Origin of the sequence: Scandinavium sp., from assembly GCF_051650185.1 — a bacterium.
In the GTDB taxonomy this organism is placed as follows: domain Bacteria; phylum Pseudomonadota; class Gammaproteobacteria; order Enterobacterales; family Enterobacteriaceae; genus Scandinavium.
This window is the reverse complement of the sequence record NZ_JBOFIN010000094.1, coordinates 40,589-63,760: the sequence shown is the minus strand read 5'-3', so window position 1 is coordinate 63,760 and position 23,172 is coordinate 40,589. Positions and strand designations below refer to the sequence as shown.

Annotated in this window: 21 protein-coding genes; 17 read left to right on the top strand and 4 right to left on the bottom strand. The window is 54.6% G+C overall.

Annotated features, from left to right (window positions below):
- Window positions 1-58 precede the first annotated feature (58 nt).
- The gene (gene tus, locus ACRCWW_RS12145; RefSeq protein WP_438682639.1) at window positions 59-991 is read left to right on the top strand and encodes a DNA replication terminus site-binding protein; all 933 of its coding nucleotides are present in this window, start codon (window positions 59-61) and stop codon (window positions 989-991) included.
- On the opposite strand, the gene fumC is transcribed toward tus, so the two are convergent.
- Together fumC and fumA are read right to left on the bottom strand one after the other, a co-directional pair.
- Window positions 981-2,384 (bottom strand): class II fumarate hydratase, encoded by a 1,404-nt coding sequence (gene fumC / locus ACRCWW_RS12140; protein WP_438682638.1) that lies wholly within the window; start codon window positions 2,382-2,384, stop codon window positions 981-983. The genes tus and fumC overlap by 11 nt on opposite strands.
- 190 nt (window positions 2,385-2,574) lie before the next feature.
- Complete coding sequence (gene fumA, locus ACRCWW_RS12135) at window positions 2,575-4,221, bottom strand: class I fumarate hydratase FumA (RefSeq protein WP_438682637.1); 1,647 nt, start codon at window positions 4,219-4,221, stop codon at window positions 2,575-2,577.
- A gap of 198 nt (window positions 4,222-4,419) precedes the next feature.
- Here fumA and manA point away from each other — a divergent pair, with 198 nt between their 5' ends.
- Both manA and ACRCWW_RS12125 read left to right on the top strand, forming a co-directional pair.
- A complete protein-coding gene (gene manA / locus ACRCWW_RS12130) occupies window positions 4,420-5,598 on the top strand; it encodes a mannose-6-phosphate isomerase (RefSeq protein ID WP_438682636.1) in 1,179 nt (392 codons plus the stop codon).
- 111 nt (window positions 5,599-5,709) lie between these two features.
- Window positions 5,710-7,308 carry a YdgA family protein gene (locus ACRCWW_RS12125; protein WP_438682635.1) on the top strand — a complete coding sequence of 533 codons (1,599 nt, stop codon included), beginning with the start codon at window positions 5,710-5,712 and terminating at the stop codon, window positions 7,306-7,308.
- A gap of 30 nt (window positions 7,309-7,338) precedes the next feature.
- On the opposite strand, the gene ACRCWW_RS12120 is transcribed toward ACRCWW_RS12125, so the two are convergent.
- Window positions 7,339-8,367, bottom strand: a complete 1,029-nt coding sequence (locus ACRCWW_RS12120; RefSeq protein ID WP_438682634.1) for a Mal regulon transcriptional regulator MalI — start codon at window positions 8,365-8,367, stop codon at window positions 7,339-7,341.
- Between the two features lie 182 nt (window positions 8,368-8,549).
- Here ACRCWW_RS12120 and malX point away from each other — a divergent pair, with 182 nt between their 5' ends.
- From malX to add, 3 genes are all read left to right on the top strand, one after another.
- Window positions 8,550-10,142 (top strand): maltose/glucose-specific PTS transporter subunit IIBC, encoded by a 1,593-nt coding sequence (gene malX / locus ACRCWW_RS12115; RefSeq protein WP_438682633.1) that lies wholly within the window; start codon window positions 8,550-8,552, stop codon window positions 10,140-10,142.
- A gap of 71 nt (window positions 10,143-10,213) precedes the next feature.
- A complete protein-coding gene (locus tag ACRCWW_RS12110; protein ID WP_438682632.1) occupies window positions 10,214-11,386 on the top strand; it encodes a MalY/PatB family protein in 1,173 nt (390 codons plus the stop codon).
- A gap of 98 nt (window positions 11,387-11,484) precedes the next feature.
- Window positions 11,485-12,483 (top strand): adenosine deaminase, encoded by a 999-nt coding sequence (add, locus tag ACRCWW_RS12105; RefSeq protein WP_438682631.1) that lies wholly within the window; start codon window positions 11,485-11,487, stop codon window positions 12,481-12,483.
- Window positions 12,484-12,563: 80 nt separating this feature from the next.
- On the opposite strand, the gene ACRCWW_RS12100 is transcribed toward add, so the two are convergent.
- Entirely contained in the window at window positions 12,564-13,604 is a 1,041-nt protein-coding gene (locus tag ACRCWW_RS12100) for an oxidoreductase (protein ID WP_438682630.1), read from the bottom strand.
- Window positions 13,605-13,816: 212 nt separating this feature from the next.
- Here ACRCWW_RS12100 and blr point away from each other — a divergent pair, with 212 nt between their 5' ends.
- The 11 genes from blr to nth all read left to right on the top strand — a co-directional run bounded on the left by blr (window position 13,817) and on the right by nth (window position 22,814).
- Complete coding sequence (blr, locus tag ACRCWW_RS12095; protein ID WP_438682629.1) at window positions 13,817-13,957, top strand: division septum protein Blr; 141 nt, start codon at window positions 13,817-13,819, stop codon at window positions 13,955-13,957.
- 113 nt (window positions 13,958-14,070) lie between these two features.
- A complete protein-coding gene (locus ACRCWW_RS12090) occupies window positions 14,071-15,471 on the top strand; it encodes a GH1 family beta-glucosidase (protein WP_438682628.1) in 1,401 nt (466 codons plus the stop codon).
- A 223-nt stretch (window positions 15,472-15,694) separates the two neighbouring features.
- Window positions 15,695-15,910, top strand: a complete 216-nt coding sequence (gene ydgT, locus ACRCWW_RS12085) for a transcription modulator YdgT (RefSeq protein ID WP_404656414.1) — start codon at window positions 15,695-15,697, stop codon at window positions 15,908-15,910.
- Window positions 15,911-15,983: 73 nt separating this feature from the next.
- Complete coding sequence (locus ACRCWW_RS12080; RefSeq protein WP_438682627.1) at window positions 15,984-16,424, top strand: DUF2569 domain-containing protein; 441 nt, start codon at window positions 15,984-15,986, stop codon at window positions 16,422-16,424.
- Window positions 16,425-16,501: 77 nt separating this feature from the next.
- The gene (gene rsxA / locus ACRCWW_RS12075; protein WP_110508395.1) at window positions 16,502-17,083 is read left to right on the top strand and encodes an electron transport complex subunit RsxA; all 582 of its coding nucleotides are present in this window, start codon (window positions 16,502-16,504) and stop codon (window positions 17,081-17,083) included.
- Complete coding sequence (gene rsxB / locus ACRCWW_RS12070) at window positions 17,083-17,661, top strand: electron transport complex subunit RsxB (protein WP_438682626.1); 579 nt, start codon at window positions 17,083-17,085, stop codon at window positions 17,659-17,661. The genes rsxA and rsxB overlap by 1 nt, the downstream gene beginning before the upstream one ends.
- Complete coding sequence (gene rsxC, locus ACRCWW_RS12065) at window positions 17,654-19,789, top strand: electron transport complex subunit RsxC (RefSeq protein ID WP_438682625.1); 2,136 nt, start codon at window positions 17,654-17,656, stop codon at window positions 19,787-19,789. Before rsxB ends, rsxC begins: the two co-directional genes overlap by 8 nt.
- Window positions 19,790-20,842, top strand: a complete 1,053-nt coding sequence (rsxD, locus tag ACRCWW_RS12060; RefSeq protein WP_438682624.1) for an electron transport complex subunit RsxD — start codon at window positions 19,790-19,792, stop codon at window positions 20,840-20,842.
- An 8-nt stretch (window positions 20,843-20,850) separates the two neighbouring features.
- Window positions 20,851-21,471, top strand: coding sequence for an electron transport complex subunit RsxG (gene rsxG, locus ACRCWW_RS12055; protein WP_438682623.1), 621 nt, complete (start codon window positions 20,851-20,853; stop codon window positions 21,469-21,471).
- 3 nt (window positions 21,472-21,474) lie between these two features.
- Window positions 21,475-22,179, top strand: a complete 705-nt coding sequence (locus tag ACRCWW_RS12050) for an electron transport complex subunit E (protein WP_438682622.1) — start codon at window positions 21,475-21,477, stop codon at window positions 22,177-22,179.
- Window positions 22,179-22,814, top strand: a complete 636-nt coding sequence (nth, locus tag ACRCWW_RS12045; protein WP_404656420.1) for an endonuclease III — start codon at window positions 22,179-22,181, stop codon at window positions 22,812-22,814. The genes ACRCWW_RS12050 and nth overlap by 1 nt, the downstream gene beginning before the upstream one ends.
- The last annotated feature ends 358 nt before the right edge of the window (window positions 22,815-23,172 follow it).

Below are 23,172 nucleotides of genomic sequence, written 5' to 3'. Positions count from 1 at the left end.
GCCTGACCCTGGTATACAGTTAAAGCCAAATAGTATGTTGTAACTAATGCGGGGAGTGATGGCCGAATACGATTTAATTGAGCGCTTAACGTCGACCTTTCGTCAGGTGGAACAGGAGCTGCTGGCGCTGGAACAGCAACTGGCGGAGTGCCGACTGCTCGCTGCCCGCGTTTTTGAACTGCCGGAAGTGCGTAAAGAGCACGAGCACGCCCCGCTCGCCACCATTACTGTTGTCCAGCATCTGGGCGAGAAAGCGCGTCAAATGGCGCTTAATCACTATCGCCATCTGTTTATCCAGCAGCAGTCAGAGCATCGCAGCAGCAAAGCTGCGGTTCGCTTGCCGGGGGTCATTTGTTTGCAGGCAGAGGCAGAACAGCTACAGGCGTTAGAAAGCAGAATCACTGCCATTAATACCCTGAAAGCCACGTTTGAACATATCGTTACCGTGGAGTCTGACCTTCCAACGGGCGCTCGCTTTGAGTGGGTTCACCATCACCTGCCCGGCCTGTTGACGCTTAAGGCTTATCGCTCGCTGACGTTACTGCGAAATCCGGCAACCATCCGCTTCGGCTGGGCCAATAAGCACATCATTAAAAATTTCACCCGCGATGAGGTGCTGAAACAGCTTGAAAATAGCCTGCGTTCACCGCGTTCTGTGCCGCCATACACGCGTGAGCAATGGCAGGACAAGCTGGAAAGGGAATATCAGGACATTGCCGCCTTGCCGCAAAAGGCCAGGCTGAAAATCAAACGTCCGGTGAAGGTGCAGCCTATTTCACGCGTCTGGTATGCCGGGCAGCAAAAACAGGTGCAATACGCCTGCCCTGGCCCGATGATCGCGTTGATATCCGGCACTCAGGGTGTCAGCGTGCCGGATATTGGTGAGTTGCTTAATTATGATGCGGATAACGTGCAGTATCGCTACAAGCCACAGGCGCAGTCGCTGAAATTGATGATCCCGCGGCTGCACCTCTATCTGGCTAACGACTGACTTTCATACTGCCAACCATCGCTTCAGGACGCACCCACTCATCAAATTCAGCTTCGGTGAGATAGCCCAGCTTCAGCGCCGAAGCTTTTAACGTCAGGCCCTCTTTGTGGGCCTTTTTGGCAATTTCAGCCGCTTTGTCGTAACCGATATGTGTGTTCAGCGCTGTCACCAGCATCAGCGATTCATTCAGCAGCTGATCGATGCGCGCACGATTCGGCTCAATCCCCACCGCGCAGTGTTCATTAAAACTGTCCATGCCGTCAGCCAGCAGGCGAACCGATTGCAGGAAATTATGGATAACCATCGGGCGATAGACGTTGAGCTCGAAGTTACCGGAAGCCCCGCCCATATTGACGGCCACATCATTGCCCATCACCTGACAGCACAACATAGTCATCGCTTCGCACTGCGTCGGGTTGACCTTGCCCGGCATGATGGAACTACCCGGTTCATTTTCCGGTATCGCGATTTCACCAATCCCGCAGCGTGGGCCAGAAGCCAGCCAGCGCACGTCGTTGGCGATTTTCATCAGCGAGGCCGCCAGCCCTTTCAATGCACCATGCGCATGAACCAGTGCATCGCAGGTCGCCAATGCTTCGAACTTATTCGGCGCAGTCACAAAAGGTTGCGCGGTGATAGCAGCCAGCTCATCGGCAACGCGTTTGGCATATTCAGGATGCGTGTTGAGGCCCGTGCCTACTGCCGTGCCGCCCAGTGCCAGCTCGCTCAGATGCGGTAACGTCAGATCGATATGCTTCAGATTATGCTCCAGCATCGCAACCCAGCCGGAGATCTCCTGCCCCAGCGTTAGCGGCGTGGCATCCTGAAGGTGCGTACGCCCGATTTTGACGATATCGGCAAAGGCATTGGATTTATCATTCAGCGTTTTTTTCAGCACCTGCAGCTGCGGAATGAGATGTTCGCGCAGCGCAATCACCGCCGCCACGTGCATTGCCGTGGGGAAAACGTCGTTGGAGCTCTGACTTTTATTCACATCATCGTTCGGATGAATTTTGCGTTCCATCCCGCGCACACCACCGAGCAGCTCGCTGGCCCGGTTTGCCAGAACCTCGTTCATGTTCATGTTGCTCTGCGTGCCGGAACCGGTTTGCCAGATAGCCAACGGGAATTCATCTGCATGTTTGCCTGCCAGCACTTCATCGGCGGCGGCAACAATGGCATTAGCTTTTTCAGCGGGCAGCAGTTGAAGATCCTGATTCACCTTGGCGGCGGCGCGTTTTGTTAAGGCCAGCGCGGCAATCAGTGCCACAGGCATTTTTTCAGTTGAGATGCGGAAGTGTTCGAGCGAGCGCTGGGTTTGTGCGCCCCAGAGTTTGTCCGCCGGGACTTCGATGGCGCCCATGGAGTCGCTTTCGCGGCGATTGGTGGTCATGACTTGCTCCTTGATAACAAAATGAGGTGAATAAACGGGCTCACATGGCTTCAAAGAATAAGTATTGTTGACTTCGGGTTGCCTGCATGGCGCTTTGTGCGCTCTTTGAAATGCCGGGTGGCGGCTGCGCCTTACCCGTCCTACCTGTGCTGGTAGGCCCGGCTAGCGTGAGCGCCGCCGGGCGAGAGGATTATTTCACACAGGCAGAACACTGCCCTGGTTTGATCTGCTGGAAGAAATCATTGCCTTTGTCGTCCACGAGGATAAACGCCGGGAAATCTTCCACTTCGATTTTCCAGATGGCTTCCATCCCCAGCTCCGGGTATTCCACGCATTCCAGACTCTTGATACTGCCCTGAGCCAGCACCGCTGCCGGGCCGCCGATGCTGCCCAGATAGAAACCGCCGTGCTTATGGCAGGCGTCGGTCACCTGCTGGCTACGGTTGCCTTTGGCGAGCATGATCATACTGCCGCCTTCCGCCTGAAGCTGATCGACATAAGAATCCATACGCCCTGCGGTGGTTGGGCCGAGTGAACCTGACGCGTAACCTTCCGGGGTTTTCGCCGGGCCAGCGTAATAGATTGGGTGATCTTTTACGTACTGCGGCAGCCCTTCGCCGTTGTCCATGCGCTCTTTGAGTTTGGCATGGGCAATATCTCGCGCCACGATGATGGTGCCGTTCAGCGACAAACGCGTGGACACAGGGAAATCAGAAAGCTGAGCGAGAATATCTTTCATCGGACGGTTCAGGTCGATGCGTACGGCTTCGCCCTCACCTGCGTTGCGCAGCTCTTCCGGAATGTATTTCCCCGGATTGTGCTCAAGCTTCTCGATCCACACGCCTTCGCGGTTAATCTTCGCTTTGATGTTGCGGTCGGCTGAACAGGACACGCCCATGCCCACCGGACAGGATGCGCCGTGACGAGGCAGACGAACAACGCGGATATCGTGAGCGAAGTACTTGCCGCCGAACTGTGCGCCCAGACCGAGGTTCTGCGCTTCCAGGAGCAGTTCTTTTTCCAGCTCGATGTCGCGGAATGCCTGACCGTGCTCGTTCCCTTCGGTTGGCAAACCGTCGTAATACTTGGTTGAGGCAAGCTTGACGGTTTTCAGCGTCGCTTCTGCGGACGTGCCGCCGATAACAAACGCAATGTGGTACGGCGGGCAAGCTGCGGTGCCCAGGGTACGCATTTTATCAACCAGGTAATTCTTGAGTTTCGCCGGGGTGATCAGCGCTTTGGTTTCCTGGTACAGATAGGTTTTGTTGGCTGAACCACCGCCTTTGGCGATGCAGAGGAATTTGTACTCTTCACCGTCTACGCTGTAGAGGTCAATCTGCGCGGGCAGGTTGGTGCCGGTGTTCACTTCTTTGTACATATCCAGCGGCGCGTTCTGCGAGTAACGCAGGTTGTCTTCGATGTACGTATCGTAGACCCCACGTGCTAACGCCGCTTCATCGCCGCCACCGGTCCAGACTCGCTGGCCTTTTTTGCCAACGATGATGGCCGTGCCGGTGTCCTGGCAGGTCGGCAGAATGCCTTTCGCCGCGATATCGGAGTTACGCAGGAACTGCAGCGCCACGTACTTATCGTTTTCGCTGGCTTCCGGATCGTTGAGAATATCCGCAACCTGCTGCTGATGCGCCGGGCGCAGCATGAACGATGCATCGTGAAACGCATGTTTCGCCAGCAGCGTCAGCGCCTGTGGGTCAATTTTAAGGATTTGCTGGCCTTCGAATTCGGCCACGGAGACATGGTCTTTACTGAGAAGGTAGTACTCAGTGTCATCCTTTTTCAGCGGAAAAGGATCCTGATAGACAAAAGGTTTGTTCGACATTGTGCTCTCACTTACGACATTAGCTGATTATTTATCGGGCAACGTTCCGCTCTGCCCTGGGAAAAGCGAGTCCGCTTATCCTACACAATTTTTTAACAAAAACTGAGACAAGGACGACTTTTTCCGGGAGTGGGTTACATCCGCGCGGTTTATTGGTTTAATAACGGCAGATAATTCCTTTGAATACAGGGCTTGATAATGCAAAAACTCATTAACTCAGTGCAGAACTATGCCTGGGGCAGCAAAACTGCGTTAACGGAACTCTACGGTATCGCCAATCCGGAACAGCTGCCGATGGCTGAATTGTGGATGGGCGCGCACCCGAAGAGCAGCTCAAAAATCACCGATGCTACCGGTCAGGTGCAGAGCCTGCGTGAGGTGATTGACGCTGATAAGTCCGCCCTGCTGGGCAACGATGTCGCTGAGCGTTTTGGCGAGCTGCCGTTCCTGTTTAAAGTGCTTTGCGCTGATAACCCGCTGTCGATTCAGGTTCACCCGAACAAGAAAGCCTCTGAAGAAGGTTTTGCCAAAGAGAATGCAGCGGGCATTCCGCTGGACGCCGCTGAGCGCAACTACAAAGACCCGAACCACAAACCGGAGCTGGTCTTCGCCCTCACCCCATTCCTGGCGATGAACGCCTTCCGCGAGTTCTCCGATATCGTTTCTCTGCTTCAGCCGGTGTCTGGCGCACACACTTCTATTGCGCATTTCCTGCAGGAGCCAAATGCGGAACGTCTGAGCCAGCTGTTTGCCAGCCTGCTCAACATGCAGGGCGAAGAAAAATCTCGTGCGCTGGGCGTGCTGAAAGCGGCACTCAACAGCCAACAGGGCGAGCCGTGGGAAACCATTCGCTTTATCGCTCAGTTCTACCCGGATGACAGCGGCCTGTTTTCTCCGCTGCTGCTGAATGTGGTGAAACTGAACCCGAGCGAAGCCATGTTCCTGTTTGCCGAGACGCCACATGCTTACCTGCAAGGCGTGGCGCTGGAAGTGATGGCGAACTCGGATAACGTGCTGCGTGCTGGGTTGACGCCGAAATACATTGATATTCCGGAACTGGTGGCGAATGTGAAATTCACCCCTAAACCCGCCGCAGAGTTGCTGACTCAACCGGCAAAACACGGTGCCGAACTGGATTTCCCGATCCCGGTCGACGATTTCGCGTTCTCCCTGCACGACCTCAACACCGCTGGCGAAGACGTCGCACAGCAAAGCGCGGCAATCCTGTTCTGTGTGGAAGGTGAAGCCGTTCTGCGTAAAGGCGAGCAGCAGTTGGTCCTGAAAGCGGGTGAATCTGCTTTTGTGGCGGCGAACGAGTCTCCGGTCAGTCTGAGCGGCGTGGGACGCGTAGCCCGCGTTTACAATAAGCTTAAGTAAATACTGAACATTCAGGTAACTCTTGCTAAGCTTGAGGCTGCCTGATTACATGATTTCCAGATTAAACAACAGGCGGACCTCTCCGCCTGTTTTCATTTATGGACAAACACTATGAAAAAATCGCTGGTTGCCGTTGGCGTCATTGTGGCTTTAGGAGTGGTATGGACCGGGGGCTCCTGGTATACCGGTAAGCAGCTTGAAGGCCGCATCGCCGACATGGTTGCGCAGGCTAATGCGCAGCTCGCAAGCAATGCACCGGAAGCAGGTCTTCAGTTGGCGTACCAGAACTATCAGCGCGGCGTATTCAGCAGCCAGCTGCAGATGGTCGTCAAACCGGCTGATGGCGCGAAAAGCAGCTGGCTCAAGCCGGGCCAGACTATCGTTCTGGACGAAAACGTCTCTCACGGCCCCTTCCCGTTAGCGTCGCTGAAACACTTTAACCTCGCGCCTGCGATGGCAACCGTCGACACGGTGCTGGTGAAAAATGAAGCCAGCCAGCACCTGTTTGACATCGCAAAAGGCCAGTCGCCTTTCGATATCAGCACCCGCATCAGCTACTCCGGCGATACCCGTTCCGACATCAGCCTTAAAGCCCTGAATTACGAGAAAGGCGAAGAGAAAGTCGCATTCAGTGGCGGCGAGTTCGAACTGAACGCTGACCAGCAAGGTAACGTTTTCTCACTGAGCGGCAATGCCGAAAGCGGCCTGGTGAATGCGGTTAATGAGTACAATCAGAAGGTGCAGTTAACCTTCAACAATCTGAAGACCGAAGGCAACAGCAAGCTGACCAGCTTCAATGAGCGCATCGGCAGCCAGAAAATGACGCTGGATAAAGTCTCCATTGCCGTTGAAGGCAAAGAACTGGCGGTGATGGAAGGCACGACGATCGATGGCAATGCTGACCTGTCGAAAGACGGCAAAACCATTGACAGCACGCTGAACTATACCCTCAACAGCCTCAAGCTTCAGGGTCAGGAGATGGGCAGCGGCAAGCTGGCGCTGAAGGTCGGTCAGATTGATGGGCAGGCCTGGCACCAGTTCAGCCAGCAGTATAACGGTCAGGTTCAGGCGCTGCTGGGCCAGCCGGACGTGATGCAGAACCCGGAAGTGTATCAGCAGAAAGTGACAGAAGCGTTCTTCGGCGCGCTGCCACTACTGCTGAAAGGCGAACCGGTCGTGACCATTGCGCCGCTGAGCTGGAAAAACGGCAAGGGTGAAACCACCTTTAACCTGTCGCTGTTCCTGAAAGATCCGTCGCAGGCCACCACCGCACCGCAAACGCTGGCGCAGGAAGTGGATCGCAGCGTGAAATCGCTCGACAGCAAGCTGGTTATCCCGATGGACATGGCGACGGAGTTTATGACTCAGGTTGCGCGTCTGGAAGGCTATCAGCAGGCGGAGGCTGAGAAGCTCGCCAGCCAGCAGGTAAAAGGCCTGGCGGCAATGGGGCAGATGTTCCGCATTACCACTCAGCAGGACAACAACATTCAGGCAAGCCTGCAATATGCTAACGGCCAGGTCACGCTGAACGGTGACAAAATGCCGCTGGCTGATTTCGTCGGCATGTTTGGCGTGCCGGATATCGCCGTTCCTGCGCCGCAGGGTGATGCAGCGCCAGCTCCGCAAAGTGATGCCGCTCCTGCTCAGCAAGGCCAGTCGGCTCAGCCACCGGCAGATTTCCCGGAAACCCCATCAGACAGCCCTGATTAACGCTGAATACCGGCAGCCAGCCTGCCGGTATTACTGCTGTTTGACCAGGCGCGGCGGCATAATCTGATTACGCGCCGCGCTTTTTTCTTCTCTGATCCTTTGCAGGACTCGCTCCGCCACTTGCTGCCCCATTTCACGCGCAGGCGTTATCACCCAGCTCATCGGCGCATCATCAAGATCTTCTTCAGGGACTTCGGCAAATGCCGCCAATGCCACGCGTTTGTCATAGTAACTGTCTACGCCCTCTTCACCACTTTGCCAGCCGGAGCGCATCAGACCAAGCCATGCTCCCATCGCCACCACGCTGTTGTAACAGACAACGGCAGTAATCGTTGGGTTGTGACGTAACAATTTTGACAACGCCTGCGAGGCCTGTTTCTGACTGGTTTCACACTCCACCACCCAGTCACTGTGAAACGGCAAGCCGAATTTGAGCAACGTCGCGCAATAACCGCCGACCCGTTCTGCACGCGTTAACGATGCACTTTGACCGCCCAGCCACGCAATGCGCTGGTGCCCGCGGCGAATAAGATGTTCGGTTATCAACTGCGCGGCCTGCATGTTATCCGGGCGAATCAGGTCAACATCCTCCAGATAGCTGGCGCGGGAAGCAAACACCAGCGGTACCGAGTTTTCATCGGCTTTATCACGCAGCTCCGCAGCCTGATCTACTGCGCCAGCAATAACCACGCCGTCGACGCCCTGGGAAACCAACGCGTCAAAGCGCTGCAACATGTGTTCGCCTTTACGCCCGCCCTGGGTGAGAAATACGATTTTGCCCTGCGATTCCAGTGACTCAATCAGCCCTGCGGCAAGATCGGCGTAAAAGGGTGCGGAGAGATCGCCCACAATCAACCCAATCACACCGGACTGCCCGCCGCGCAGTGAAGCCGCCTGGCGGTTACGCACGAACCCCAGTTGCTCAATCGCCTGGTTGACCCTTTCCCCGGTTGCCTGCGAAATACGGCCTTTACCACTTAACACCAGCGACACCGTTGCAACAGAAACGCCCGCTGTATGTGCCACATCGTTAATGGTGATTTTCTTTGTGATAGCCATAACCCGCGAGCCACTCCCTGCAAGCGCTAAAACGTTTTATCAATGAGTTACCTTTATAAACCTAATCATCGTACGATTATGTGATTTTGCTCGCACTAAAATTGGGTTAAACGTTTTATCTTGTCACCCGTGTTCTAAAAACCAACAACAGCATCTCTCTCTCTTCAGCAAGGAGTCGTTATATGACGACAAAAGCAGCATCCAAAATTACTCTCTGGGAGTTTTTCCAGCAGCTGGGCAAGACCTTTATGCTGCCGGTAGCCCTTCTTTCTTTCTGCGGGATCATGATGGGCATTGGCAGCTCCCTGAGCAGCCATGACGTCACCACTCTGCTTCCGTGGCTCGACACGCCGTTCCTGCAGGCCGTGTTTATCTGGATGGGAAAAGTGGGCTCCTTCGCCTTCACCTTCCTGCCAGTCATGTTCTGTATCGCCATCCCACTGGGTCTGGCGCGTGACAACAAAGGCGTCGCAGCCTTTGCTGGTTTCGTTGGCTATGCGGTGATGAACCTGGCGGTTAACTTCTCCCTGACCGCGAAAGGCATTCTGCCAACGACCGATGCGCTGGTGCTTAAAGCGAACAACATCCAGAACATCATCGGTATTCAGTCCATCGACACCGGGATCCTGGGTGCGGTGATTTGCGGCGTTATCGTCTGGCTGCTGCATGACCGCTTCCACGCTATCCGTCTGCCGGACGCGCTGGCGTTCTTCGGCGGTACCCGCTTCGTCCCGATTATCACTACCCTGGTGATGGGTCTGGTCGGTCTGGCGATCCCAATGATTTGGCCTTTCTTTGCCAAAGGCATTAACGGCCTGGGCTATGTTATCAACGGCGCTGGCGAGTTTGGTCCGATGATTTTCGGTACCGGTGAGCGTCTGCTGTTACCTTTCGGCCTGCATCACATTCTGGTTGCCCTGATTCGCTTCACCGAAGCGGGCGGCACAATGGACGTCTGCGGCCACTCTGTGAGCGGCGCACTGACCATCTTCCAGGCACAGCTGAACTGCCCAACCACACACGGTTTCTCTGAAAGCGCAACCCGCTTCCTGTCTCAGGGCAAAATGCCTGCCTTCCTCGGCGGTCTGCCGGGTGCGGCACTGGCGATGTATCACTGTGCTCGCCCTGAAAACCGTCACAAAATTAAAGGCCTGCTGATCTCCGGCGTTATCGCCTGTGTGGTTGGCGGCACCACCGAACCGCTGGAATTCCTGTTCCTGTTCGTGGCGCCAGTACTGTACGTTATCCACGCGCTGCTGACCGGCCTCGGCTTCACCATCATGGCGGTGCTGGGTGTGACTATCGGTAACACCGACGGTAATATTATCGACTTCGTGGTCTTCGGGATCCTGCACGGTCTGGCGACCAAGTGGTATCTGGTGCCGGTTGTGGCGGCTATCTGGTTTGTGGCCTACTACGCCATCTTCCGCTTTGCCATTACTCGCTTCAATATCAAGACCCCTGGTCGTGATACCGAAACAGCAAGTGCGGTTGAAACTGCCGTGGCAGGTGTGGCCGGTAAATCGGGTTACAACTCTCCGGCGATCCTGGCTGCGTTGGGCGGGGCAGATAACATTTCCAGCCTCGACAACTGCCTGACTCGCCTGCGTCTGTCCGTCATCGATATGAGCAAAGTTGATGACGCGGCCCTGAAAGCCAACCGCGCTATTGGCGTTATCAAGCTTAACCAGACCAGTTTACAGGTCGTTATCGGCACTCAGGTGCAGTCGGTTAAAGATGAAATTGCCACGCTGATGCACAGCGTAGAAGCGTAATTCCCCTTTCCCCCTTCGCCCTGAAGGGGGACAATGTTTTCCCCTCCTGTTTGACTGAAATGGAGTTTCCGATGTTTGACTTCTCGACGGTTATCGATCGCCACGGCACCTGGTGCACACAATGGGACTACGTTGCCGACCGTTTTGGCGCAGCCGATCTTCTGCCCTTTACCATTTCGGATATGGACTTCGCCACAGCTCCTTGCGTGATTGATGCTATCAGCAAGCGCCTGAGCCACGGTGTGCTGGGCTACAGTCGCTGGAAAAACGACGAATTCCTCGGCGCGATCCAGCACTGGTACAAGCAGCGCTTCAACAGCAGCATCAACCCTGAACACGTGGTATACGGCCCATCCGTGATTTATATGGTGGCCGAACTGATCCGCCAGTGGTCGAATACCGGTGACGGCGTCGTGGTTCATACGCCGGCTTACGATGCGTTTTATAAAGCCATCGAAGGCAACGGTCGCAAAGTCGCTGCGGTGCCTCTGCATCAAGCGGCCGAAGGCTGGCAGTGCGATATGACCCTGCTGGAAACTGCACTCTCTCAGCCAGAGAATAAAATCCTGCTGCTGTGCAGCCCGCATAATCCCACGGGTAAAGTCTGGACTCGGGAAGAACTGACCACCATGGCGGCACTTTGCGAAAAGCACGGCGTGCGGGTTATCAGCGATGAAATTCACATGGACATGACCTGGAGTGGCCGGAAGCACATTCCCTGGTGTGACGTGGCGAGCAACGACTGGGCGCTGTTCACTTCCGGCTCCAAAAGTTTCAATATCCCGGCACTGACGGGGGCTTATGGCCTGATCGGCAATGAGCAATCACGCAATGCTTATCTCAATGCCTTAAAAGGCCGCGATGGGCTGTCTTCCCCTTCTGTTCCTGCTCTGGTGGCACATATTGCGGCCTATACCGAAGGCGAAGGCTGGCTGGATGCACTGCGTGATTACCTGCAAGGCAACATGCGCTTTATCGCCTGTGAGCTGAATGCCGCTTTTCCTGAGCTGAACTGGCAGCCGCCAGAGTCCACTTATCTGGCCTGGATTGACCTTCGCCCACTGCATATTGACGACAAGCTGCTGCAAAAGGTGCTGATTGAGCAACAAAAAGTCGCCATCATGCCGGGCTACACCTACGGTGAAGAAGGCAATGGTTTTGTGCGTCTCAATGCGGGTTGCCCACGAAGCAAGCTCGAGAAAGGTGTTCAGGGTTTAATCAACGCCCTGCATGCCGTTCGCTGATTACGTTGCGCAACGCTATTTTTGGTTGCGCAAAATAGCTTTTTGAACGTATTTGAATTTATAATGGGTCGCACTTTAACTAAAAAAAGAGTGCGACCATGATTCATAAAGACCTGCCCCTGACTGATATTCACCGCCACCTTGACGGCAACATCCGCGCACAAACCATTCTCGAACTCGGTCGCCAGCATAATATTGTTCTGCCTGCCACCACCGTGGAAACATTACGTCCTCATGTTCAGGTCACCAGCCTGGAGCCCGATTTGGTCAGCTTCCTCAGCAAACTCGACTGGGGTGTGAAAGTGCTGGCCGATCTTGACGCCTGCCGTCGCGTCGCTTACGAAAACATCGAAGATGCTGCACGTAATGACCTGCACTATGTCGAACTGCGTTTTTCCCCTGGCTATATGGCCATGACGCACGGCCTGCCTGTTGCCGGAGTGGTGGAAGCCGTTATTGCGGGCGTGCAGCAAGGCTGTAAGGATTTCCCGGTGAAGGCGAATCTGATTGGTATCATGAGCCGCACTTTTGGCGAGACCGCCTGTGAGCAAGAGCTGAACGCCCTGCTCGCTCATCGCGACAGCATTACTGCCCTTGATCTTGCCGGTGACGAACTTGGTTTTCCGGGAAGCCTGTTCCTCAATCACTTTAACCGTGCTCGTGATGCAGGCTGGCGTATTACCGTTCACGCAGGCGAAGCGGCTGGCCCGGAAAGTATCTGGCAGGCCATTCGTGAACTCGGCGCGGAACGTATTGGACATGGTGTGAAAGCCGTTGAAGATCCTGCGTTGATGGACTTCCTGGCGGAACAGCGTATCGGGATTGAATCCTGCCTTACGTCAAACATTCAGACCAGCACTGTGCCAGCGCTTGCACGCCATCCGCTGAAAACGTTCCTCGAACACGGCGTTCTGGCGAGCCTGAATACGGATGATCCGGCGGTTCAGGGTGTCGATATCATTCACGAGTATGAAATCGCGGCGCCGGCAGCAGGTTTGTCTTCGGCGCAAATTCGCCAGGCACAGATTAACGGGCTGGAGATTGCTTTCCTCTCCGCTCAGGAAAAGCAGGCGTTGATTGAGAAAGTGAAAAGTTAACATCCCGCCCGGCGGCACAAGCTTGCCGGACCTGGATCACGTAGGCCGGGTAAGCGCTAGCGCCACCCGGCATTACAGAATCAGGTCAAACTCAGCGTCGCACGATGCTTCGCAGACTCAATACCCAACTCAATCAATTCCATAATCTGAATGGCCTGGCTTGCCGGCACCGGATTTTCACCACTGCCGTTCAGCGCATCGCGAATACCCGCGTAGTAAGCCGGATAGTTACCTGGAACGGTTAACCAGGTTTCTTCAATACGTTCTTCGCCATCAACGCGGGTCACCACGCCATCACGCATGTCATAACCCCAGTCTTCCTGCGGCAGACGCTCCCCGTTTTTCAGACGCTCTTCCTGCGGATCCAGCCCGTATTTCACGTAGCTCGCGCGTGAACCATGCACGATATAGCGTGGCGTTTCTGCTGCCGCCAGCAAAGTGCCGTGCAGCACAACGCGACGTTGCGGGTAAGTCAGTACCGCGTGGAAATAGTCGGTTGATTGTGCGCCTGGGCGCAACTGCGCCAGATCGACACTCAGACTGACCGGCAAACCGAAGAGTGAAATCGCCTGGTCGAGCAGATGTGGGCCTAAGTCGTACCAGATGCCGCTGCCCGGGCCACCTTGCTCACGCCAGCGATTACGGACTTCAGGGCGGTAGCGGTCGAAATGCGACTCAAAGTAAGCCACTTCGCCCAGCGTGCCTTCGGCTATCAGCGCTTTGACGGTCAGGAAATCACTGTCCCAGCGACGGTTGTGGAACACAGATAGCAGTCGCCCAAGACTGCGCGCGAGGGCATCCAGTTCACGCGCTTGTGACAGTGTCACGGTGAACGGTTTATCGACCACCACATGTTTACCGGCTTCCAGCGCCGCTTTGGCTAACGGGAAGTGCGTGTCATTGGGGGTTGGGATGACAATCAGATCAATGCTCGGGTCATTGAACAGATGTTTTGGCTCGGAAACGACCTTAACGCCCGGCCAGTCTGCTTTAACTTTCGCTTCATCACTGCTGGAAACCGCCGCCAGCTCCATGCCCGGCGTGCCGCTAATCAACGGCGCGTGGAATGTCTTGCTCGCGTAGCCGTACCCTATTAATCCGACGCGGATAGTGTCGCTCATCTTGTAGCCCTCATCTGTGGATGCTTGCCATTTCACAACATCTGCAGGCACCTCACAACTCCTTATTAACATTATCCCCCTCCGATTTGCGCAATCGGCGCATCTTTCGGCAAAAGGTCAATAAAGAGACACATTGTGCACTTCTTGCCCTGGCAGGGATCTTATGTTCCTGGTAACATTTGCAGTCTGGATATTTTGGGACATTGATTGTTATGACTATGGTATTTAATCGCATCGTCGAGTTGGTTGGCTGGATTGTGCTGGGAGTGTGCGTTTTGCTGCTGATTGCAGCGCATCATATTGACAACTACAAGGCACCTGAGCCCCCTGCCGTGGCGAATCAGCCAAAATAAATCACCGCAGAAAGTGATAGCGATCGCAACTATGTAACCGGTTTCTGAAACCGGTTGCAGATTCAAAGCCTGACTTCGTAAACTCTCGTTATCTCATCGATAAGGAGCTTGTCATGGCTGCATTTCCGAAAGACTTTCTCTGGGGCGCGGCAACCGCCGCCTATCAGGTTGAAGGCGCACACAACGAAGACGGTAAAGGTCTTTCCATCTGGGACGTGTTCTCTCATCTCCCCGGCACAACCTGGCAAAACACCAATGGCGATGTCGCCGTCGATCACTATCACCGCATGCAGGAAGATGTCGCGTTAATGGCCGAAATGGGCCTGCAAAGCTACCGTTTTTCCATTTCCTGGCCTCGCCTGCTGCCTGAGGGACGTGGCAGGGTGAATGAAGCCGGCGTGAAGTTTTACAGCGACCTGATTGATACGTTGCTGGCGCATAACATCGAGCCGATGATCACTCTGTATCACTGGGATTTACCGCAGGCCTTACAGGATGAAGGCGGCTGGGAAGCCCGTTCCACCGCAACAGCCTTCGAAGAATACGCACGCTTGTGTTACTCCCGTTATGGCGACCGCGTGAAGCTGTGGGCAACGTTCAACGAAACCATCGTGTTTATTGGTCACGGTTACATTACCGGAAGCCACCCTCCTTCGGTGCGTGACCCGGCCAGAGCCGTTCAGGCCTGTCATCAGGTGTTTATTGCTCACGCCCTGGCGGTGAAAGCGTTTCGTGAGATGAACGTAGCCGGTCAGATTGGTTTTGTGAACGTGCTGCAACCGCATACCGCCTTGACTGACAGCGCCGAAGATAAAATCGCGACTGACATTGCCGATGCCATTCATACCCACTGGCTGTATGACCCCGTTTTAAAAGGGGAATATCCGCAGGCGCTGCTGGCGCAAACGCAAGCCTTGTGGGGTGTTCCGCACTTTGATGCTGGCGACGATGAGCTGCTGCGCAATAACATTTGTGACTTTATCGGGCTTAATTATTATCGCCGCGAAACGGTAGTCGCCAATCCTGATGAAACCAAAACGGCCAGCAATCATGACGGTGAGCCGAACAGCGGTAACGAATTTGGCTTCAAAAATCTGTTCAAGTTTGTGCGTAACCCGAATGGCGTTTATACCGACTGGGACTGGGAAATCTGGCCGCAGGGTTTGACCGACGGCATCATGATGATCAAAGAACGCTACGGCAATATCCCGATGTACATCACCGAAAATGGTCTGGGCGCAAAAGACCCGATAATTAATGGTGAGATTGTGGATGATCCACGCATTGATTATTTAAAAATGCACATTGATGCAATGGAAAACGCAATGCAGCAAGGCGCAGATGTGCGCGGATATTATCCCTGGTCGTTTATTGATTTACTCAGTTGGTTAAACGGATACAAAAAGCAGTACGGCTTCGTTTATGTTGATCATAATCAGAATCTTGCCCGAAAACGTAAGAAGAGTTTTTTTTGGTATCAAAACGTGATTGCCACTCGCGGCGAACAACGCTAATCTTCCTTCCCAGGCGCCGTCCGGCGCCTGTTATTGCCCCGGAAAATTCTTAAATTAAATTTTACACCGCCAGAACCACTTTCTGTTCTTGTTTTTGGTATTTATAGCCGAAATAATCCGTTCGAGTTATCCGAGTTTATTTGGCTGTGAAATCGTCAGATAATACTGAAAGATGGTAATTCTTACCCAATAAATACAATACGATAAAATGGAAACGCGCTAAATGACCGTTCAGGACTATTTATTAAAATTCCGAAAGATAAGTTCCCTCGAAAGTCTGGAAAAACTGTTTGATCATCTTAATTACTCAATCAGTGATACCCACGAAATCGTCAATATGTACCGCGCCGCCGATCATCGTCGCGCCGAGCTGGTGTCTGGTGGCCGCTTGTTCGATATCGGCCAGGTCCCCAAAACAGTCTGGCGCTACGTGCAATAAACACTGTTTTCTGTAGCGTCAGTTGCTTATACTTCCCGACCTGCTTTTTTGACTGACGCTTTCAGGAGTAGTGATGACGACTCAATCCGCAGAACGTATTGGGGGCTGGCTGCTGGCCCCGCTGGCATGGCTTCTGGTGGCGCTGTTAAGCGCTTCGCTCGCCATCCTGCTGTATGTGGGTGTGGTGGTTTCCCCTCAGGCGCTGGCAAACCTGAAAGCACTGACCCCAACCAACCTGAGCCTTTGGGTTGTATCAGCGCTCTTCGCCGTAGCCATGTGGTGTTATACCCTTTGGCTGACCGCGGCTTTCTTTAAGCGCCGGTCATTAGTGCCTAAGCATTACATCATCTGGTTGTTAATCTCCGTGTTGCTGGCCGTGAAAGCCTTTGCTTTTGCGCCCGTCTCCGATGCCATCGCCGTGCGCCAGCTGATTTTCCCTTTATTAGCGACAGCGATACTGGTGCCCTACTTCAAGCGTTCAGCGCGCGTGAAACGCACCTTCGTGAACCCGTAATAACCCTACAGATAATCTGTTGTCGCCTGACGCGGTTTGACCGATAATAGGCGGCTTTTTTTCGTTTCAGGCTCAATATGACTGATTACCTGCTGCTCTTTATCGGCACTGTTCTGGTGAATAACTTCGTCCTGGTGAAGTTCCTTGGACTATGCCCGTTTATGGGTGTATCCAAAAAACTGGAAACCGCCATGGGAATGGGGCTCGCCACCACCTTCGTGATGACGCTGGCCTCGGTCTGCGCGTGGCTGATAGACACCTGGATCCTCATTCCGCTCAACCTGATTTACCTGCGTACGCTGGCTTTTATTCTGGTTATCGCCGTGGTGGTGCAGTTCACCGAAATGGTGGTGCGTAAAACCAGCCCGGCGCTGTATCGTCTGTTAGGTATCTTCCTGCCGCTCATCACCACCAACTGCGCGGTGCTTGGCGTAGCGCTGCTCAACATCAATCTTGGACATAACTTCCTGCAATCTGCGCTGTACGGTTTTTCCGCCGCTGTCGGGTTCTCGCTGGTGATGGTGTTGTTTGCCGCCATCCGTGAACGCCTCGTTGTCGCGGATGTGCCTGCTCCGTTTCGGGGTAACGCCATCGCGCTGATTACCGCAGGCCTGATGTCTCTGGCCTTTATGGGCTTTAGTGGACTGGTGAAGTTGTAATGACGTTAGTGTGGATTGCCATCGCCGCGCTTAGCCTTCTCGGCCTGATTTTTGGCGGCATTCTCGGGTACGCTTCGCGCCGCTTTGCGGTAGAAGATGACCCGATCGTAGAAAAAATTGATGAAATTTTACCGCAAAGCCAGTGTGGGCAGTGCGGCTATCCCGGCTGCCGACCTTATGCGGAAGCGGTAGGAAGCAACGGCGAAAAAATTAACCGCTGTGCGCCAGGCGGCGAAGCGGTGATGCTCAAAATAGCCACGTTACTGAATGTGGAGCCGCAGCCGATTGACGGCGATGAGCAGGCCGTTGAGCCAGTACGTATGCTCGCCGTCATTGACGAACCTAACTGCATCGGCTGCACCAAATGCATTCAGGCTTGCCCGGTGGATGCCATTGTCGGTGCGACTCGCGCCATGCACACCGTAGTGAGCGATCTTTGTACCGGCTGTAATCTCTGTGTGGCCCCTTGCCCAACGCAGTGCATTGAATTACGCCCGGTCGTCGAGACGACCGAAAGCTGGAAGTGGGATCTGCAAACCATTCCGGTCCGTATTATTCCTGTGGAACACCATGCTTAAGTTATTTTCCTCGTTCAGAAAGGACAAAATCTGGGACTTCAATGGCGGCATTCATCCGCCAGAGATGAAGACTCAGTCCAATGGCACGCCGCTGCGCCAGGTTCCGCTGGCACAGCGCTACGTCATTCCGCTGAAGCAACATATTGGCAGCGAAGGCGAACTGAGCGTCGCTGTCGGCGATCGCGTGCTGCGTGGTCAACCGCTGACGCGCGGCTGGGGCCGCATGCTCCCGGTTCACGCCCCAACGTCTGGCACCGTCGTCGCTATTGCGCCCCACTCCACTGCTCACCCTTCCGCACTGGCGGAAATGAGCGTAATTATCGAAGCCGATGGCGAAGATATCTGGATCGAGCGCGACGGCTGGAGCGACTGGCAGCAGAAAAGCCATGAAGCGCTGATTGAGCGTATTCACGATTTTGGCGTGGCCGGGCTCGGTGGCGCAGGTTTCCCCACGGGAACCAAACTGCGCGGCGGCGGAGACAAAATTGACACCCTGATCATCAATGCGGCAGAGTGCGAACCGTACATTACCGCAGACGATCGTCTGATGCAGGACTGCGCCGCGCAAACCATCGAAGGGGTGCGCATTCTTGCTCATATCCTGCAACCTAAGCAGGTATTGATTGGCATCGAGGACAACAAACCGCAGGCCATTTCCATGATGCGTGCCGTCCTTGCGGGCACACATGGCATCAGCCTGCGTGTTATCCCAACCAAATACCCTTCCGGCGGGGCAAAACAACTTACCCAAATTCTGACCGGTAAGCAGGTGCCACACGGTGGCCGTTCTTCCGATATCGGCGTGCTGATGCAGAACGTCGGCACCGCCTTTGCCGTCAAACGTGCTGTCATCGATGGTGAACCGCTAACTGAACGTGTTGTGACGCTGACAGGCGAAGCCGTTTCTCGTCCGGGTAACGTCTGGGCACGCCTCGGCACACCTGTTCGTCATCTGCTTGAAGACGCCGGTTTCTGTGCATCGCCTGACCAAATGGTGATCATGGGCGGCCCGCTGATGGGCTTTACCTTGCCGTGGCTGGATGTGCCGGTCGTTAAAATCACCAACTGTCTGCTGGCACCTTCCGCTAATGAAATTGGCGAAGCTCAGGAAGAGAAAGGCTGCATTCGTTGCAGCGCCTGTGCGGATTCCTGCCCTGCCGATCTGCTGCCTCAGCAGCTTTACTGGTTCAGTAAAGGCCAGCAGCACGATAAAGCGACCGCCCACAATCTGGCGGATTGCATCGAATGCGGGGCCTGCGCCTGGGTTTGCCCAAGTAATATTCCTCTGGTGCAGTATTTCCGCCAGGAGAAAGCAGAGATCTCCGCCATTCGTCAGGAAGAGAAACGTGCTGCCGAAGCCAAAGCGCGATTTGAAGCTCGTCAGGAACGCCTTGAACGTGAGAAAGCAGCCCGGCTTGAGCGCCATAAGCAGTCTGCCGCGCAACCTGCCGCAAAGGATCAGGACGCTATCAATGCAGCCCTGAACCGCGTGCGCGAAAAACAGCTACAGGCCAACGAGCCGATTGTGATTCAGGCTGGCGAAAAGCCGGATAACAGCGCCATTATCGCCGCTCGCGAGGCTCGTAAAGCTCAGGCGCGTGCGGCTCAGGCTGAAAAACAGCAGACTTCTACCCCCGAAATATCAGCCAGCGAATCTACCGATCCGCGTAAAGCGGCGGTGGAAGCTGCAATTGCTCGTGCTAAAGCTCGCAAAGTCGAACAACAGACTCCTGCTGAACCAGCGGCTGAAGCTGTCGACCCGCGCAAAGCAGCCGTTGAAGCTGCAATCGCACGTGCTAAAGCTCGTAAAGCAGAACAACAGGCTCCTGCTGAACCAGTGGCTGAAGCTGTCGACCCGCGCAAAGCGGCTGTTGAAGCAGCAATCGCGCGTGCTAAAGCTCGCAAAGCGGAACAGCAGGCTCCTGCTGAACCAGCGGTTGAAACTGTCGACCCGCGCAAAGCCGCTGTTGAAGCAGCAATTGCTCGGGCGAAAGCTCGTAAAGCTGAACAGCAGGCAGCAAATGAACCTACGGCTGAAAACGTCGACCCGCGTAAAGCCGCCGTCGAAGCGGCTATCGCCCGTGCGAAAGCACGCAAAGCAGAAAAACAGGCAGTGAACGAGGAATAAATGGTTTTTAAAATCGCAAGCTCTCCTTACACCCACAACCATCGCCAGACCTCGCGCATTATGCTGCTGGTCCTGCTGGCGACGGTCCCGGGCATCGCCGTTCAGACCTGGTTTTTTGGCTGGGGCACCCTCGTTCAAATCGTTATTGCCAGCCTGACCGCCTGGGCTGCGGAAGCGGCTATCGTGCGTCTGCGTAAACAAAATATTGCTCAGTCTTTGGCTGATAACTCGGCATTGCTGACGGGTCTGTTGCTCGCAGTGAGTATTCCGTCGCTCGCGCCGTGGTGGATGATTGTTCTCGGCACAGCTTTCGCGGTGATTATCGCCAAGCAGTTGTACGGTGGTCTTGGGCATAACCCGTTTAACCCGGCTATGATTGGTTATGTCGTGCTGCTGATCTCTTTCCCGGTGCAAATGACCTCCTGGCTGCCGCCGCATGACATTGCGGTGACGACGCCAGACCTGCTGGACACTGTGCAGATTATTTTTGCCAGTCACACCTCAACTGGCGCGGACATCAACACACTACGCATGGGTGTGGATGGCATCAGCCAGGCAACGCCGCTTGATACCTTTAAAACGTCGCTCCACGCTGGCCATAGCGTGAACGAGATTATGCATTCGGCCATTTATCAGGGCGCGCTGGCAGGCGTCGGCTGGCAGTGGGTGAATGCAGCATACCTTCTTGGCGGGCTGTTCCTGCTATGGCAGCGCACCATTCGCTGGCACATTCCGGTCAGCTTCCTGTTGACGCTGGCGGTCTGCTCCACGCTGGGATGGGTGTTTTCACCAGAAAGCCTTGCTTCGCCGCAGATGCACTTGCTCTCAGGTGCAACCATGCTGGGCGCATTCTTTATTCTCACTGACCCGGTCACGGCCTCAACCACTAACCGGGGTCGACTGCTCTACGGTGCTCTGGCAGGCGTGCTGGTCTGGCTGATTCGCAGCTTTGGTGGCTATCCCGATGGTGTGGCTTTCGCCACTTTGCTGGCGAACATCACCGTTCCGCTGATTGACTATTACACGCGCCCACGCGTCTACGGACATCGCTGAGACAGACCATGCTGACGACTATTCGCAAACACGGCATCACCCTTGCCCTTTTCGCCGCTGGCGCGACGGGCGCGACGGCGGTCATCAACCAGATGACCAAAAGCACCATCGATAATCAGTCTGCCAAGCAGCAGATGGCCCTGTTCGACCAGGTGGTACCGCAAGATCGCTATAATAACGATTTGCTGAAAAGCTGTTATGTGGTCACCGAGCCGACGCTTGGCAAAGGCAGCCACAAGATTTATATCGCCCGCAAAGACGAAACGCCGGTCGCCGTGGTGATGGAAGCAACCGCCCCGGACGGCTATTCAGGAGCCATTCAGCTTCTGGTCGGTGCCGACTTTACCGGCACGGTGTTGGGTTCTCGCGTGACTGAACATCATGAAACACCAGGCCTCGGCGATAAAATCGAGATGCGCCATTCCGACTGGATAACCCGCTTTGCCGGAAAAATTATCCACGGTGCAGACGACAGCCATTGGGCGGTGAAAAAGGACGGTGGTGATTTCGATCAGTTTACTGGTGCAACGATCACCCCTCGTGCCGTAGTGAATGCCGTTAAGCGTGCCGGGCTGTATGCGCAAACCCTGCCCTCACAGATCAATGAACTTACCCCCTGCGAAGAGTAAATCATGAGCGAAATAAAAGACGTTATTGTCCAGGGATTATGGAAAAACAACTCGTCACTGGTGCAGCTGCTGGGCCTTTGCCCGCTGCTGGCTGTCACCTCCACCGCGACTAACGCCCTCGGTCTGGGCCTGGCAACGACGCTGGTGCTGACGCTGACCAACCTGTTTATCTCGTTGCTTCGCCGCTGGACGCCGTCCGAAATTCGCATCCCGATTTATGTGATGATCATCGCCTCGGTGGTGAGCTGTGTGCAGATGCTGATCAACGCCTATGCATTCGGGCTGTATCAGTCTCTGGGCATTTTTATTCCGCTGATCGTGACTAACTGTATTGTGGTCGGGCGCGCCGAAGCTTTTGCGGCTAAAAAAGGGCCGATGCTTTCCGCACTTGATGGGTTCTCCATCGGTATGGGGGCAACCTGTGCCATGTTTGTGCTGGGCTCTCTGCGCGAAATTTTGGGTAACGGCACGCTTTTTGATGGTGCGGATGGTCTGTTAGGCGGCTGGGCGAAAGTGTTGCGCATTGAAGTCTTCCACACCGATACGCCTTTCCTGCTGGCCATGCTGCCACCCGGCGCTTTTATTGGCCTTGGCATGCTGCTGGCCCTAAAATACCTGATTGATCAGCGCGCCAAACAGAAAGCCAGCGCCGTGCGAAATCACTGTGAAGTGACGCCGGATGTGAAAACCACGACAGGGAAAGCGTAATGAACAAAGAGAAGCGTCAGGAGATCCTCACGCGATTGCGGGACAACAATCCGCACCCAACGACCGAACTCAATTTTACGTCGCCCTTTGAGCTGCTGATTGCCGTGCTGCTTTCTGCTCAGGCAACCGACGTCAGCGTCAATAAAGCCACTGCAAAATTGTACCCTGTTGCCAATACGCCCGAAGCCATGCTGGCGCTGGGTGTTGACGGTGTGAAGGAGTACATCAAAACCATCGGCCTGTTTAACAGCAAAGCCGAGAACGTGATTAAAACCTGCCGTATCCTGATTGAACAACACGGTAGCGTTGTTCCAGAAGATCGCGCCGCGCTCGAAGCCCTGCCCGGTGTCGGGCGTAAAACAGCGAACGTCGTGCTCAATACGGCCTTTGGCTGGCCGACGATTGCTGTTGATACGCACATTTTTCGTGTCTGTAACCGCACTAACTTTGCGCCGGGTAAGAACGTCGAACAGGTCGAAGAAAAGCTGCTCAAAGTGGTTCCCGCGGAGTTTAAAGTGGATTGCCACCACTGGCTTATTCTGCACGGACGTTATACCTGCATTGCCCGCAAACCCCGCTGCGGCTCCTGCCTGATTGAAGACCTTTGCGAATTCAAAGAGAAGACTGACGTCTGACCCTTCCAACGCCGTGTTCCCACACGGCGCTTTTGCCGTCTTATTGACCAGATATAATGCCTAAGACTAACCGATGATCGGGTCGTTTACCGCTCAAGCAGGTTAATCGTTTTTTTCTCAACGAAATTTTCTATACAAATGTGACATAGATCACTTCGATAACACCACGTTAAATTATCGTTACGAGAAAACGCTTAAGCCTTTGCCGATGCAGTGGTTAACCGTTTTTTAACCAGAGATATCACCACTAACTTTCGGAATATTGGCCTATATCACTGCAATATTGACAAATCAGCAGAACATATCGCCATTTGCCGATAAAACCCCCACTTCAACAGTGAAAAAATCTGGAAGAAAC

Bases quoted from the DNA above. Each gene is read 5' to 3' on its own strand.
- ACRCWW_RS12125 (WP_438682635.1), top strand. From the start codon at position 5,710: ATGAAAAAATCGCTGGTTGCCGTTGGCGTCATTGTGGCTTTAGGAGTG.
- ACRCWW_RS12090 (WP_438682628.1), top strand. From the start codon at position 14,071: ATGGCTGCATTTCCGAAAGACTTTCTCTGGGGCGCGGCAACCGCCGCC.
- ACRCWW_RS12120 (WP_438682634.1), bottom strand. From the start codon at position 8,367: ATGGCTATCACAAAGAAAATCACCATTAACGATGTGGCACATACAGCG.
- rsxD (WP_438682624.1), top strand. From the start codon at position 19,790: ATGGTTTTTAAAATCGCAAGCTCTCCTTACACCCACAACCATCGCCAG.
- rsxA (WP_110508395.1), top strand. From the start codon at position 16,502: ATGACTGATTACCTGCTGCTCTTTATCGGCACTGTTCTGGTGAATAAC.
- ACRCWW_RS12080 (WP_438682627.1), top strand. From the start codon at position 15,984: ATGACGACTCAATCCGCAGAACGTATTGGGGGCTGGCTGCTGGCCCCG.
- malX (WP_438682633.1), top strand. From the start codon at position 8,550: ATGACGACAAAAGCAGCATCCAAAATTACTCTCTGGGAGTTTTTCCAG.
- ACRCWW_RS12050 (WP_438682622.1), top strand. From the start codon at position 21,475: ATGAGCGAAATAAAAGACGTTATTGTCCAGGGATTATGGAAAAACAAC.
- ACRCWW_RS12100 (WP_438682630.1), bottom strand. From the start codon at position 13,604: ATGAGCGACACTATCCGCGTCGGATTAATAGGGTACGGCTACGCGAGC.
- manA (WP_438682636.1), top strand. From the start codon at position 4,420: ATGCAAAAACTCATTAACTCAGTGCAGAACTATGCCTGGGGCAGCAAA.
- ACRCWW_RS12110 (WP_438682632.1), top strand. From the start codon at position 10,214: ATGTTTGACTTCTCGACGGTTATCGATCGCCACGGCACCTGGTGCACA.
- tus (WP_438682639.1), top strand. From the start codon at position 59: ATGGCCGAATACGATTTAATTGAGCGCTTAACGTCGACCTTTCGTCAG.
- nth (WP_404656420.1), top strand. From the start codon at position 22,179: ATGAACAAAGAGAAGCGTCAGGAGATCCTCACGCGATTGCGGGACAAC.
- fumC (WP_438682638.1), bottom strand. From the start codon at position 2,384: ATGACCACCAATCGCCGCGAAAGCGACTCCATGGGCGCCATCGAAGTC.
- fumA (WP_438682637.1), bottom strand. From the start codon at position 4,221: ATGTCGAACAAACCTTTTGTCTATCAGGATCCTTTTCCGCTGAAAAAG.
- add (WP_438682631.1), top strand. From the start codon at position 11,485: ATGATTCATAAAGACCTGCCCCTGACTGATATTCACCGCCACCTTGAC.
- rsxB (WP_438682626.1), top strand. From the start codon at position 17,083: ATGACGTTAGTGTGGATTGCCATCGCCGCGCTTAGCCTTCTCGGCCTG.
- rsxG (WP_438682623.1), top strand. From the start codon at position 20,851: ATGCTGACGACTATTCGCAAACACGGCATCACCCTTGCCCTTTTCGCC.
- ydgT (WP_404656414.1), top strand. From the start codon at position 15,695: ATGACCGTTCAGGACTATTTATTAAAATTCCGAAAGATAAGTTCCCTC.
- rsxC (WP_438682625.1), top strand. From the start codon at position 17,654: ATGCTTAAGTTATTTTCCTCGTTCAGAAAGGACAAAATCTGGGACTTC.
- blr (WP_438682629.1), top strand. From the start codon at position 13,817: ATGACTATGGTATTTAATCGCATCGTCGAGTTGGTTGGCTGGATTGTG.